We start from the raw sequence: 12,357 nt of genomic DNA on the forward strand, positions 1-12,357 counted from the left end.
CTCCAGATACAGCCGATTCCCCGCGCTGGTCTTACCCATTGCCCGAATTCTCCTCGTCAAAGCCGCCGCTTCCGTCTACGACGCGGCTTACGCAGGGGAGGAATCGGGATCGGCATGATGCAGCCCGTGGCGCAGAATTCCACAGTTCGGAACGTGCTTTTGGCCGGCATCTTGCTGATGCTGGCCGGCGACTTCTTGTTTGCGCTGAACGACGCCATGGGCAAGTGGCTGGTCGCCAGCTTCTCCGTCGGCCAGGTGGTGCTGATCCGGTCCATCGGCGCCTTCTTCGTGCTTGGCCCGATGATCGCCCATCAGGGCGCGGCCAAGCTGTTCCGCTTGGAACGCCTGGAGCTGCAGCTGCTACGCGTTGTCATGACCACGCTCGACACCGCGCTCTTCTATGCCGCCGTCGTCTATCTGCCGCTCGCGGATGTGATGAGTTTCTACATGGCCGGGCCGATCTACGTTGCGGCACTCTCGCATCTCTTGCTTGGCGAAAAGGTCGGCTGGCGCCGCTGGATGGCGATCCTGCTCGGCTTCTGCGGCGTGCTGATCATGCTGAAACCGTCCTCGGCGGCATTCTCGCTGTCATCTGGCTTCGCGCTCGCAGGCAGCATCGCCTTCGCTTTCGCCATCATCCTCAACCGGCGGCTGCGCGGCACCAGCGACACCAATCTGGTGACGTGGCAGACCATCGGCACGCTGCTGGTCGGCGGTGTGCTAACCATAGGTACCTGGCAAACGCCGTCAGAACTCGATTTTGGTGCCATGCTGCTGCTCGGCATCGTCTCCTGCGGCGCGCATCTGATGATCACCAGGGCGCTCAAGTTGGCTCCGGCCTCGACACTGGCTCCGCTGCACTACACGCTGCTCCTGTGGGCGGTGGTGTTCGGGCTGGTGTTCTTCGGCGACGTTCCCGGCCCGCGCATTCTGGTCGGCTCGGGCATCGTCGTTCTCGCCGGCCTGTTCATCTTCCACCGCCAGAAAGTCGTCGAGACCACGGTGCCGCCGGAGAACGTGCCGAAGGGCGTGAATTGATGCATGTCGCCCAAAGTGCGCAGCGGTTTTGGGATAACGACATGCACAAAGATAGCTTCAAGGTTCCTGGTGCCTAACCCCGGCGGATCGCCGCCAGATGCCGTGAAAACTCCGACGTCTCCATCAGTGCCTTGCAGCGGACAAACCGGCCGTCGGCATAGGCGCGGAAATCCTCGACCGGATTGTTGTTGGCGAGCTGGATCAGCCCCCACAGCGTCCACAAAAGGTCGCACATCGCCTTGTAGATGACGATGCGGCCGCGACCCGCAGGCCTGGCCTCGCCGCCGAAATAGGCGCCCATCATCGCTTCATCCTGCGCCGTGTCGAATTTGCCTTCCACGCTGAGGTCGCTAAGGTCCCAGAGCGGGTCGTTCATGCCCGAATATTCCCAGTCGACGATCCACATCCGCTCGCCTGTATCGAGGAAGTTTTCGCAAAGCGGATCGCAGTGGCAGGCGACGAGCGGCAGCGCATGGGCGGCGAGCGCCGATCGCACGGTCCCGGCCTCGCGCACCACGTCATGGTAGCCGGCGGGCAGGGCGACATCCTTGGTCGACAGCACCTTGAGATAATCGTCGATCATCGCAAACAGCTCGAAGCGGAAGGGAAACACCGCGCCTGAATTGTGCAGCTTGCGGAAGGCCTCGCCGGCCCGCGCGGGACTGCCCGGCCGAAGCTTGAATTTTTCCGGCGACATTGTCTCGGCGCCGGCAATGAAGCGCGTCACCATGATTCCGGTGGCGGGATCGACATGCAGCACCTCAGGGCTGACCTCTGCCTTTGCCGCTTCGCGCGCCGCAACCGCCTCGTTGGCGCGGCTGATGTATTCTTCGGTGCCTTTGCCGGGGATGCGCAGGCAGAAGTCGCCGGCCCTGAAGACCAGATTGGTGAGACCGCCAAGCCGTTCGAGTGGCCCGGTGTAGCCGGCCAGCATGGGAATGGCGGCCAATGTCGCGCGCACTTCGTCTGTCACCATGCCTGCGCCCCCACGCTGTTATTTGTCGCAGCGACGGTTCCACAATTTTCGTGCTTTGGCTATCATCCGATGTGAGACCCAAGGAATGGTGGACAGGACCAAAGTGGCGGACAGCAAACATCATGGTGCACTTGGCGCCGTCTATGCGGCCAAGCGCCCGGAGGAGGTCGCAGCACTCTATAACAGCTGGTCGCAGACCTATGACGCCGACATGTCGGCCGCCGGCTATCGCCACCCAACGATCTGCCTTGCGCTGCTGGCCCGCCATCTGCCGCGCGGTGCCGCACCGCTGCTCGATGCCGGGGCCGGCACTGGGCTGATCGGCGAATGGTTGAACATTGCCGGCTATCCCGAGGTCGAGGCGCTGGACATCTCGGAAGGCATGCTGGCTCAGGCCGCGCGCAAGGGCGTCTATTCGGCGCTGCATTGCCTGGCGCTCGGCGGTCATCTGCCCTTTGCCGACGGCGCCTATGCCGGGATCATCTCGGCCGGCGTCTTCACTTCCGGCCATGTCGGCGTCGAGGGTTTGGACGAGCTGATCCGCATCTGCCGGCCGGGCGGAGTGATCGTGCTGACCGTCAAGAACACACTGTGGGAAGCGGGCTTTGCCGCGCGCATCACCGAGCTCGAGGCGCAAGGCCTCGTCACCCGCATCGAGGAAACGAGGCCTTACATCTCCATGCCGGGCGAGGCCGACACCGTGCCGAGCCGCGGTCTCGCTTTGCGCGTGATCTGATCTACGCTTTGATCTTGGCGGCTGTCGGATCGTACATCGGCTCGAGATGGATCTTGGCCGGTGTTCGTTCCATCGCGACCACCAGTTCGTAGTCGCCCGAGGTGAGAAAATCGTCGCTGACGCCATCGGCGTTGCGCACATAGCCGTAGCCGATGTTCTTGCCCAGCGTGTAGCCATAGCCGCCGCTGGTGAGATAGCCGACCAGCTCGCCATTGCGCAGGATGGTCTCGCGGCCGAGCAACACGATCTCCGGGTCATCGACCGTGAAGCCGACGAAACGTTTCTTCAGCGCCGCGCCGCTGGCCGTCTCGAGCGCTCGCCGCCCAATGAAATCGGTGTTCTTGCGCAGCTTGACCGCCCAGCCGAGGCCGGCTTCCTGCGGCGTGTCGTTGGGAGTGATGTCGGAGCCCCAGGCGCGGTAGCCCTTTTCCAGCCGCAGCGATTCCAGCGCACGATAGCCGACCGGGCGGATCTCATACGTCTTTCCTGCCTCCATCAGGCAGTCGAAGACTTCGCCGGTGGCCGCGATCGGCACATGCAGTTCCCAGCCGAGCTCGCCGACATAGGTGACGCGCAGCGCCCGAACCGTGTGACCGGCGACGGCGATTTCGCGCACATGGCCGAACGGGAAGCTCGCATTCGACACGTCGGCTTCGGTCACCGCCGAAAGAACGTCGCGCGCCCGGGGACCCATCAGCGACAGCGTGCCGAAGTCCTCGGTGACGTCGACAAGCGTGGCATCGAGGCCTTCGCCGATATGGTCGCTGATCCACGAAGCATCATGCGTGCGGAAGCCGGTGCCGGTGACGATATAGAACGCCTCCTCGGCCAGTCGCGCCACCGTCAGGTCGGCCTCGATGCCGCCGCGTGTGTTGAGAAGCTGCGTGTAGGTCAGCCGGCCGACAGGCTTGCTGACGTCGTTGGCGCAGATCCAGTCCAGCGCCTTCAGCGCATCGGGCCCGCTCAGCTCATATTTGGCGAAGGAAGATTGGTCGAAGATGCCGACCTTTTCGCGCACGTGCCTGTGTTCGTCGCCGACCGCGGCGAACCAGTTCTGCCGCCCCATCGAATAGATGTCCTGGGGCTCGACACCTTCGGGCGCAAACCAGTTAGGCCGCTCCCAGCCGAGCTTCGAGCCGAACACGGCGCGCTGCTGTTTCAGCCTGTCGTAAAGGGGCGAGACGATACGAGGCCGCCCGCTGACGTACTCCTCATGCGGAAAGCCGATCGTATAGTGTTTCCCATAGGCTTCCAGAGTGCGGTCGCGGACCCACTGCCGGTCGCGGTGCAAATTGGAAAAGCGCCTGATATCGACGACCCACAGGTCGAGTGGCGCTTCGCCGTCGACAACCCACTGCGCCAGCACCCAGCCGGCCCCGCCGCCCGATGCGATGCCGAAGGCGTTGAAGCCGGCGCCGACGAACATGTTGGCGCATTCGGGCGCAGTGCCGAGGATGAAATTGCCGTCCGGCGTAAAACTCTCCGGGCCGTTGATCATCTGCTTGACGCCGACGGTTTCCAGCGCCGGCATACGCGCGATCGCCTGCGTCATGTGTTGCTCGAAATGATCGTAATCGTCGTCGAACAGTCTGAACTCCCAATCATTGGGTACGTCGCCCCCGGGGAGATCGGTCGTCCAGGCCTGTGGATTCGGCTCGTAGCCGCCCATCACCAGCCCGCCGACCTCCTCCTTGAAATAGGTGCGCCGGTCCGGGTCACGAATGGTCGGCGCGTCGGTCGCCAGCCCATCGATCTTCTCGGTGATGATGTACTGGTGCTTCACTGGCTGCAGCGGCACGTTGATGCCGGCCATCGCGCCGACCTGCCGTGCCCATTGCCCGGCGCAGTTGACCACCTTGTCGCAGGCGATGTCGCCCTTGCTGGTCTTCACCGCCGTGATGCGGCCGCCCTTCATCTCGAAACCGGTGACGCGGACATCCTCGAACAATTTCGCGCCATGCATGCGCGCGCCCTTGGCCAGCGACTGCGTGATGTCGGAGGGGCTCGCCTGGCCATCGGTCGGCAGCCAGGAGGCTCCGACGAGATCGCCAGTTTCCATGAGCGGCCACATGGATTTGATCTCCGCCGGGGACAGCAATTGCATGTCCATGCCGAAACTTTTCGCCGTCGTCGCCAGCCTTTTGTACTCGGTCCAGCGGTCGGCATTGGTGGCGAGCCTGAGGCACCCGGTCATCTTCCAGCCGGTGGCGAGGCCGGTCTCGGCCTCCAGTCCCTTGTAGAGGTCGACTGAGTATTTTAGCACACGGGTGATCGACGCTGACGAGCGCAGCTGGCCGACAAGGCCGGCGGCGTGCCAGGTCGAGCCCGAGGTCAGCTTGCCTTGCTCCAGCAACACGACATCAGCCTTGTGGTCGCGCGCCAGGTGATACGCTGTCGAACAGCCGATGATGCCGCCGCCAATGACGACGATGGCGGCCTGGCTGGGCAATGTCATGATTTCTGTGTCCCGTACTTCGTTCTGTAGTTTTCCAGCGCGGCGTCGAGCCGCGTCAGGTTTTCCTCGGTGTAGGCGACGTAGTCGATGCCGGGCGCGTCGAGGTAGAGCTCGGACACCATGCTCCACATCGCCTCGCGCAGCAGCGAAGCGCATTGCATAGCCGCGTGCGAGCGGCGGATCGCCTCGTCCGGTTCCTTCATGAAATAGGCGGTCAGGAAGGCGAAGGATTCCTCATCGCTCATCCCGGCGTTGGACGCTACGCCGGCGAGATCGAACATCGCCGTATTGAAGCCGGCATATTCGAAGTCGATCAGCCACAGCCTGTTGCCATCGTCGAGAATGTTGGCCGGCAGCAGATCGTTGTGGCCAAAGACGATCGGCAGCAGTTTCTGTGCGCGCTCCAGCTCGTCAGCCAGCGTCAGCAGGCGCGGCAGGTCGCTGCGTTTGCGGCTGCCGCCTTCTTCAAGCGTGCGCGCATAGTCTCGGATGACATGGAACACCCAGAACATGAAGCCGGCGCCGGAGACGTGATTGGGCATCTCGCGATGGAAGGCGCGCATGAGCGCCGCGATACGCCCGAGACTGGTGCGCACATCCTCCGCCTGCAAGGTTTTGGCGCCGAGAAACTCCGTCACCAGGATGCCCGGCTCGGCATGGAGGACGGCCGGTGCGAAACCAGCGGCATGGGCCGCCCGCGCGGTCATCACCTCGCGCTCACGAAAGACATGGTGGAACGGATAGTCCTTGCCGAAGCGAACGACATGTTTGCCGGCCGCATCCGTGACCACATAGTTGGCGTTGCTCAGACCGCCGGGTAGGGGTGCGATTTCGATGCCGCCGGTCCAGCAGGGCAGGTCGCGGATGCGTTCTTCGGCGGTCACGGAATCATCCCTGGTTTGCTGGGGGTTCGATAAGGTGCCATGGACAGAGCGACGATGGCGGGGAGAAACGCAAAAAATCTCGTCGGTGCGGGATGCCAGGATCGGTATCCCGCACCGCACCGACGAGCCCCTTGGCCAGGTCTTTGAGCCCGGCATCCGCCCCCGCGGATCTGAAACTTCCTCGCGCCCGGCACGTTACAAACGGCCTGGTGCGTGAGTTGCGGATCTGCCATCACCCTCCCGTTGCAGCTCCGAACCCTGTCTTGACTTCACGCCCGGGTTGCTCGGTTGTCAAGAAAAAGATGTGACCTTTTTTGGGTGTTTTGCCCGAAACCTAAGATGGCTCCTTTAAAAACGCTTGAATTACCTTAAAATCGGTCAGAGTCTCAGTTCGGGGAACCAAATGGCTCAATCCAAGCGCCACGGCGAGATCCTGCGGCTGCTGCAGGAAGAAGGCACTGTCACCATCGCCAGCCTGGCCGACCGGCTGGGCGTGTCGCTCGAGACCGTGCGCCGCGACGTCAAGCCTCTCACCGGCGACGGCTCCGTCCTCAAGATGCATGGCGCCATCGGCCTGCCGTCGATGGTAGGCGAAGCGCCGTTCGAGCGGCGCATGCGTGAGAATGCCGATGCCAAGCGCATCATTGCCCGCATGGTCGCCGGCACCATCCGCGATGGCGAATCGATCATGCTCGACACCGGCACGACAACCTCGTTCCTAGCCCGCGAGCTGCTCGGCCATCGGCGCTTGACGGTCGTCACCAACTCATCGGATATCGCCCGCACGCTGGCCACCATCAACGGCAATAAGGTCTACATGGCCGGCGGCGAGCTGCGCAGCGATTCCGGCGCCGCCTTCGGCGCCTCGGCCATTGACTTCGTCAGCCGCTTCTCGGTCAGCCATGCCATCATCTCCACCGGTGCCGTCGATGCGGTGATGGGGGTCATGGACTATGACCTGGAAGAAGCCGAATTCGCGCGCATGGTGCTGTCGCGCGGCCAGCGTTCGCTCGTCATCACCGATCACTCGAAGTTCGGCCGCCTCGGTCTGGTCCAGGTCTGCGGCTTTGACAGTTTTTCCGAGATCGCCACCGACCGGTCGCCGCCGCACGACATCGCCGCGGCCTTGGCGCAGGCCGGCGCGCGGCTCAGCATCGTCGGCGCGGAGAGCGGGTTCTGATCAAGCCAACTTATGTCGACGATTTGGCCGGCACTTCCCACCGTCGCCTGCAGCGTGTTTAGTCCGGCCATGGCTTTCACCATCCGCCAGTTGCAGTTCTTCATCGCCGTGGCCGAGCAAGGCACGGTGTCGGGTGCCGCGCAGAACCTCTCGATCTCGCAATCGTCGGTCACCGAAGCGATCAAGGAACTCGAAAGCGATCTTGGCGTCGAACTGTTCGAACGCCATCCGCGCGGCCTCAACATCACCCACAAGGGCCACCAGTTCCTGCGCCATGCGACAAAGATCCTTGCCGACGTTTCCGACGCGCGCCGCTCTTTCTCAGGCGAACAGGCGGCAGTGGGCGGACGACTGCAGCTCGGCGTCACCTCGCTGGTCGCGGGCTATGTGCTGTCGGATCTGCTTGCCCGTTATCGCCGCGCCTATCCCGGCGTCGAGGTCTCGGCCATCGAGGACAATGGCGATTACCTCGAACACCTGCTGATCGGCGGCAAGCTCGACATTGCCGTTATGGTCACCTCCAATTTGCGCGACCGCACCGCACTGCAGTCGGAAATCCTCGAAGTGTCGGCCTATCGGCTGTGGCTGCCGCTCGGTCATCCGCTCGCCAGCGCTGACATCATCAGCATCGGCGACATTGCCTCCGAAACGCTGATCATGCTGACCGTCGACGAGATCGAGGAAAACACCGGCAAACTGCTGACGGCGATCGGCGCCAAGCCGCATGTCGCTTTCCGCACCCGTTCCGTCGAGGCCGTGCGCAGTCTGGTCGCGACCGGTGCCGGCGTGGCGCTGTTGCCCGATCTCGTCTACCGGCCCTGGTCGCTGGAAGGCGACCGCATCGAATCGCGCGATATTTCCGGTTCCTTGCCGGTGGTCCAGGTCGGCATGGTCTGGCGGCGCGGCTCCGGCCTGCCGCAGGCGGCACGCGATTTCATCGGCCTTGCCCAGTCGCAGCGGACGGTCCGCCGCTAGTGTGGCCTACTCCAAGTTGACGTCGCCAGTCTTGCGCTCGCGCCTTGTGACAGAGACCGCCTCCGCCTTGAACGGCCCGATAGGAGCAACCTCGAAGCGGCCGGCGCCGGCAAGCCTGACGGCGCGGCGGAACGTCGGACACTCCATCGGCCGGGCTGCCGGACATCGGGCGGCGTGACGCAAAGCCTCTCGGATCGCGGTCAGGCGCTGGATGGTTTGGTCAAGTTCGTTCGCCTTGGCATCCAGGCGCCCTCGATCCATTTTCGGCAGGCCGTCGGGCGTCAGCATCGCGGAAATCTCGTCCAGTGCAAATCCACCGGCGCGTCCAAGCGCGATCAAGGCGAGCCGTCCTAGGACGGCCGGGTCGAACAAGCGGCGCTGGCCGCGACGGCCGATCGAGGCAATGAGGCCCTTCTCCTCGTGGTAGCGAAGTGTCGAGGCGGGCACGCCGGTGCGGCGTGACACTTCGGCAATATCCATATCTTCTTGACCTCAAGTCGGCTTGAACTCGTAGAGTGCTCGCGACGAGCGGTGAGAGCAACAGCAAGTGAGGTCCGTTATGCCACAATCCGCGCAGCCAAACACACGGCAAGCCGCGCTCTGGAATGATGTCAGCGGAAAGGCCTGGGTCGAGATGCAGCCGATCCTCGACGAGGTACTGGCGCCGTTCGAGCGGCTGGCAGTCGATGCCGGCTATCCCGGGGAAGGGGGCAATGTCCTGGACATCGGCTGCGGCGCCGGCGCTACAACTCTGGCGATGGCGCGCCTCGTGGGCAACGACGGACGTTGTGTTGGGCTTGACATCTCGCAGCCGCTTGTCGCCCTGGCGACGGAGCGCACGCGGCGGGAAGAGGTAGCAAACGCAAGTTTTGAAGTGGGCGATGCCCAGGCGTATGCATTCGAATCTGGGCACTTCGACGCTGTTGTCTCGCGCTTTGGTGTCATGTTCTTCGATGATCCCGTGGCCGCGTTCACCAACATAAGACGGGCCGCAAGGCGCGGTGGCAAACTCGCCTTTGTTGCTTGGCGCAGTCCAGTCGAGAATGATTTCATGACGACCGCTGCGCGAGCGGCTGCGCCTTTCCTGCCGCCCGCACCCGCGCCAGACCCCGATGCGCCGGGGCAGTTTGCCTTTGCCGACGGCGCCAAGGTGAAGCGGATCCTTGACGCCAGCGGCTGGGCATCAATCGAAGTCGAACAGGTGGACGTCCTGTGTCAGATCGCCCAAGACGATCTGATGACGTACGTCACCCGGCTAGGGTCGGTCGGCGCCGCGCTGCGCGAGGTTGACCGGGCAGTGGCCGAAAAAATCACTACGGTGTTGCCTGCTGCGTTCGCGCCTTTCATGGAGGACGGTGAGGCTCGCTTCAATGCCGCCTGCTGGCTGGTGACGGCGCTGGCTTGAAGGGGCGTCTGGCTATCGGTAAAACCGATATCGCCTTTCTGATAAATCAATTTGCGAAACCGGGTTTTTCACAGCACTTTCCGATTTCAGGGACAAGCCGCCATCAGAGCGGCATCAAGTCCAAACGGACGAACTGACTTTTTCAGGCTGCGCGTGACCCCTGGCGAGGACCGAAAACCGGCTTTCGCAGTCAAGCGCCAAAATGGGAGATCGACGATGAATTCATTCCTCAAGTCATGCACTGCCTTGACGATCGCGCTGACCTTCTCCGGCCAGGCCGTCGCCCAGGTCAAGGAACTTGGCAAGGGCGAAGGCCAGCTCAACATCGTGGCGTGGCCGGGCTACATCGAACGCGGCGAAACCGACAAGGGCTATGACTGGGTGACCTCTTTCGAGAAGGAAACCGGCTGCAAGGTAAACGTCAAGACGGCCAATACTTCCGACGAGATGGTCTCGCTGATGAACGAAGGTGGTTTCGACCTTGTCACCGCCTCAGGCGATGCCTCGCTGCGCCTCGTTGCCGGCAAGCGCGTGCAACCAATCAACACCGATCTCATCCCGAGCTGGAAAACGGTCGACGAGCGCCTCAAGGACGCGCCGTGGTTTACCGTCGGCGGCGTCCATTACGGCGTTCCCTACCAGTGGGGTCCCAACGTCCTGATGTACAACACCGACGTATTCAAGGAGGCTCCCAAGAGCTGGAATGTCGTCTTCGAGGAAATGAAGCTGCCGGATGGCAAATCCAACAAGGGGCGCGTGCAGGCCTATGATGGGCCGATCCACATCGCGGATGCGGCCAACTATCTGATGTTCCATAAGCCGGAACTCGGCATCAAGGATCCTTACGAACTGAATGAGGACCAGTACAAGGCAGCGCTCGACCTGCTGCGCGTCCAGCGCACCCTGGTCGGCCGCTACTGGCATGACGCAGCTATCCAGGTCGACGATTTCCAGAACGAAGGCGTCGTCGCTTCCGGTTCGTGGCCTTTCCAGGTCAACACGCTGGTCGCCGCCAAGAAGCCGATCGCCTCGACCATTCCGGAGGAGGGCGCCACCGGTTGGGCCGACACCACGATGATGGAAGCCGATTCGGCCAATCCCAACTGCGCCTATATGTGGATGGAACATTCGCTGTCGCCCAAGGTACAGGGTGATGTCTCGGCCTGGTTTGGCTCGCTGCCCGTCGTGCCAGCCGCCTGTAAGGGCAATGAGCTTTTGACCGACGAAGGCTGCAAGACCAACGGCTACGACAATTTCGACAAGATCAAGTTCTGGAAGACCCCGGTGTCGAAATGCACCACCCAGAACGACCAGTGCGTGCCCTATTACCGCTGGGTATCGGACTATATCGGCGTCATCGGGGGTCGTTAAGCGCTCTTACCCTTCCCCTTGTGGGGAGGGTCGACGCGCAGCGTCGGGGTGGGGTCCCGGACACGATTTTGCCTATGAGGCCGCCCCCCACCGTGGCCTTTGCTGCGGTCTCCTCCATCGACGGGAGGTGGGGTGGCGCGCGAATTCGCCATCCCCTGCCAGGATTTGCAGGCGAGGTGATCGACAGAACTAAACCGGCAACAGACTGACAGCACCATGACATCAGCCGTTTCCTTCCAGAAAGCCTCGCGCCATTTCGGCAGCGTTCGCGCCGTCGACGCGGTCGATCTCGAGATCGCGCCGGCCGAATTCTTCGCCATGCTGGGGCCGTCCGGTTCCGGCAAGACCACCTGTCTGCGCCTCATCGCCGGTTTTGAGCAGCCGACCTCCGGTTCGATCTCGATCTTTGGCGAACGCGCCGAAGGCGTGCCGCCCTATCGACGCAACGTCAATACCGTGTTTCAGGACTATGCGCTGTTCCCGCATCTGAATGTGCTCGACAACGTCGCCTACGGGCTGATGGTCAAGGGCGCCAGCAAGGCTGAACGGCACAAGGCTGCGGAAGAGGCTCTGGCTCTGGTGCGGCTGCCCGGCTATGGCGCTCGCCGCCCCGGCCAGCTTTCCGGCGGCCAGCGCCAGCGCGTCGCACTCGCCCGCGCGCTGGTCAACCAGCCCAGGGTGCTGTTGCTCGACGAGCCGCTTGGCGCGCTCGACCTCAAATTGCGCGAGAACATGCAGGAGGAACTGAAGTCGCTGCAGAAGGCCCTCGGCATCACCTTCGTCTTCGTCACCCACGATCAGGGCGAGGCGCTGTCGATGGCCGACCGCGTCGCCGTCTTCAATGACGGCAAGATCATGCAAATCGGTACACCGGAGGATATCTACCAGCGGCCGAAGACCCGCTTCGTTGCCGATTTCGTCGGCTCATCCAATGTACTGCCGCCGGATTTCGTCCAGCGTTATTCCGGCCAGCATCGCTGGGGCAGCCTGCGCCCTGAATCCATTCGCGTCGGACGAGCGGCCAGTGGTGAAGGCGTGTCCGCCCGCCTCGTCTCGACCAATTATCTCGGCGCCACGACGAAGCTGGCACTCGACGCCGACGGGCTGCGGTTGCACGCCATCGTGCCGGCCGGCACGGCCTTGCCAGGGGAAGGCGAGACGGTCGTGCTCACCTTCAACCGCGAGCATCTGCACCTGATGGATGAGCCGGCATGATGAAGGTTTGCGCGAAGCGCCCCCCTCTGTCCTGCCCGACATCTCCCCCTCCAGGGGGGAGATCGGATGTCATCGATTCTTTCGCCAATTTTTGGCGCTGAAAAGAAGGCGCAAGCGCTGAA

Annotated in this window: 11 protein-coding genes; 7 read left to right on the top strand and 4 right to left on the bottom strand. The window is 63.1% G+C overall.

The genetic code is table 11. The annotated features are described in order from the left end of the window. Nucleotides 1-114 precede the first annotated feature (114 nt). The gene (locus NKH57_RS27235; protein ID WP_352948963.1) at nt 115-1,038 is read left to right on the top strand and encodes a DMT family transporter; all 924 of its coding nucleotides are present in this window, start codon (nt 115-117) and stop codon (nt 1,036-1,038) included. 73 nt (nt 1,039-1,111) lie between these two features. Here the strand turns inward: NKH57_RS27235 and NKH57_RS27240 are convergent, their stop codons facing one another. Beyond that, the gene (locus NKH57_RS27240) at nt 1,112-2,014 is read right to left on the bottom strand and encodes a phosphotransferase (RefSeq protein ID WP_352948966.1); all 903 of its coding nucleotides are present in this window, start codon (nt 2,012-2,014) and stop codon (nt 1,112-1,114) included. Between the two features lie 103 nt (nt 2,015-2,117). Here NKH57_RS27240 and NKH57_RS27245 point away from each other — a divergent pair, with 103 nt between their 5' ends. After that, on the top strand, nt 2,118-2,750 hold the full coding sequence (locus NKH57_RS27245; protein WP_352948968.1) for a class I SAM-dependent DNA methyltransferase: 633 nt from the start codon (nt 2,118-2,120) through the stop codon (nt 2,748-2,750). 1 nt (nt 2,751) lies between these two features. On the opposite strand, the gene NKH57_RS27250 is transcribed toward NKH57_RS27245, so the two are convergent. Both NKH57_RS27250 and NKH57_RS27255 read right to left on the bottom strand, forming a co-directional pair. Continuing rightward, the gene (locus NKH57_RS27250; protein ID WP_352948971.1) at nt 2,752-5,205 is read right to left on the bottom strand and encodes a GcvT family protein; all 2,454 of its coding nucleotides are present in this window, start codon (nt 5,203-5,205) and stop codon (nt 2,752-2,754) included. Continuing rightward, nucleotides 5,202-6,089 carry a phosphotransferase family protein gene (locus NKH57_RS27255; RefSeq protein ID WP_023758238.1) on the bottom strand — a complete coding sequence of 296 codons (888 nt, stop codon included), beginning with the start codon at nt 6,087-6,089 and terminating at the stop codon, nt 5,202-5,204. The genes NKH57_RS27250 and NKH57_RS27255 overlap by 4 nt, the downstream gene beginning before the upstream one ends. Nucleotides 6,090-6,492: 403 nt before the next feature. On the opposite strand from NKH57_RS27255, the gene NKH57_RS27260 reads away from it, so the two are divergent. Both NKH57_RS27260 and NKH57_RS27265 read left to right on the top strand, forming a co-directional pair. Further along, the gene (locus NKH57_RS27260; RefSeq protein ID WP_023758237.1) at nt 6,493-7,269 is read left to right on the top strand and encodes a DeoR/GlpR family DNA-binding transcription regulator; all 777 of its coding nucleotides are present in this window, start codon (nt 6,493-6,495) and stop codon (nt 7,267-7,269) included. A 69-nt stretch (nt 7,270-7,338) separates the two neighbouring features. Further along, nucleotides 7,339-8,244: a LysR family transcriptional regulator gene (locus NKH57_RS27265; protein ID WP_023758236.1), complete on the top strand. Its 906-nt coding sequence runs from the start codon at nt 7,339-7,341 to the stop codon at nt 8,242-8,244. Between the two features lie 6 nt (nt 8,245-8,250). On the opposite strand, the gene NKH57_RS27270 is transcribed toward NKH57_RS27265, so the two are convergent. Continuing rightward, the gene (locus tag NKH57_RS27270; protein WP_352948975.1) at nt 8,251-8,724 is read right to left on the bottom strand and encodes a helix-turn-helix domain-containing protein; all 474 of its coding nucleotides are present in this window, start codon (nt 8,722-8,724) and stop codon (nt 8,251-8,253) included. A 79-nt stretch (nt 8,725-8,803) separates the two neighbouring features. On the opposite strand from NKH57_RS27270, the gene NKH57_RS27275 reads away from it, so the two are divergent. The 3 genes from NKH57_RS27275 to NKH57_RS27285 all read left to right on the top strand — a co-directional run bounded on the left by NKH57_RS27275 (nt 8,804) and on the right by NKH57_RS27285 (nt 12,235). Beyond that, entirely contained in the window at nt 8,804-9,649 is an 846-nt protein-coding gene (locus NKH57_RS27275; RefSeq protein WP_352948978.1) for a class I SAM-dependent methyltransferase, read from the top strand. 216 nt (nt 9,650-9,865) lie between these two features. Then, nucleotides 9,866-11,020, top strand: coding sequence for an ABC transporter substrate-binding protein (locus NKH57_RS27280; RefSeq protein ID WP_352831960.1), 1,155 nt, complete (start codon nt 9,866-9,868; stop codon nt 11,018-11,020). Nucleotides 11,021-11,236: 216 nt separating this feature from the next. Continuing rightward, entirely contained in the window at nt 11,237-12,235 is a 999-nt protein-coding gene (locus NKH57_RS27285; protein ID WP_352604003.1) for an ABC transporter ATP-binding protein, read from the top strand. Nucleotides 12,236-12,357: the final 122 nt, after the last annotated feature.

Origin of the sequence: Mesorhizobium sp. M1050, from assembly GCF_040318715.1 — a bacterium.
GTDB lineage: Bacteria > Pseudomonadota > Alphaproteobacteria > Rhizobiales > Rhizobiaceae > Mesorhizobium.

What these genes read in the sequence shown, in the direction of transcription:
- NKH57_RS27240 (WP_352948966.1), bottom strand. Translation starts at nt 2,014, where the DNA reads ATGGTGACAGACGAAGTGCGCGCGACATTGGCCGCCATTCCCATGCTG.
- NKH57_RS27260 (WP_023758237.1), top strand. Translation starts at nt 6,493, where the DNA reads ATGGCTCAATCCAAGCGCCACGGCGAGATCCTGCGGCTGCTGCAGGAA.
- NKH57_RS27235 (WP_352948963.1), top strand. Translation starts at nt 115, where the DNA reads ATGATGCAGCCCGTGGCGCAGAATTCCACAGTTCGGAACGTGCTTTTG.
- NKH57_RS27265 (WP_023758236.1), top strand. Translation starts at nt 7,339, where the DNA reads ATGGCTTTCACCATCCGCCAGTTGCAGTTCTTCATCGCCGTGGCCGAG.
- NKH57_RS27275 (WP_352948978.1), top strand. Translation starts at nt 8,804, where the DNA reads ATGCCACAATCCGCGCAGCCAAACACACGGCAAGCCGCGCTCTGGAAT.
- NKH57_RS27280 (WP_352831960.1), top strand. Translation starts at nt 9,866, where the DNA reads ATGAATTCATTCCTCAAGTCATGCACTGCCTTGACGATCGCGCTGACC.
- NKH57_RS27250 (WP_352948971.1), bottom strand. Translation starts at nt 5,205, where the DNA reads ATGACATTGCCCAGCCAGGCCGCCATCGTCGTCATTGGCGGCGGCATC.
- NKH57_RS27270 (WP_352948975.1), bottom strand. Translation starts at nt 8,724, where the DNA reads ATGGATATTGCCGAAGTGTCACGCCGCACCGGCGTGCCCGCCTCGACA.
- NKH57_RS27285 (WP_352604003.1), top strand. Translation starts at nt 11,237, where the DNA reads ATGACATCAGCCGTTTCCTTCCAGAAAGCCTCGCGCCATTTCGGCAGC.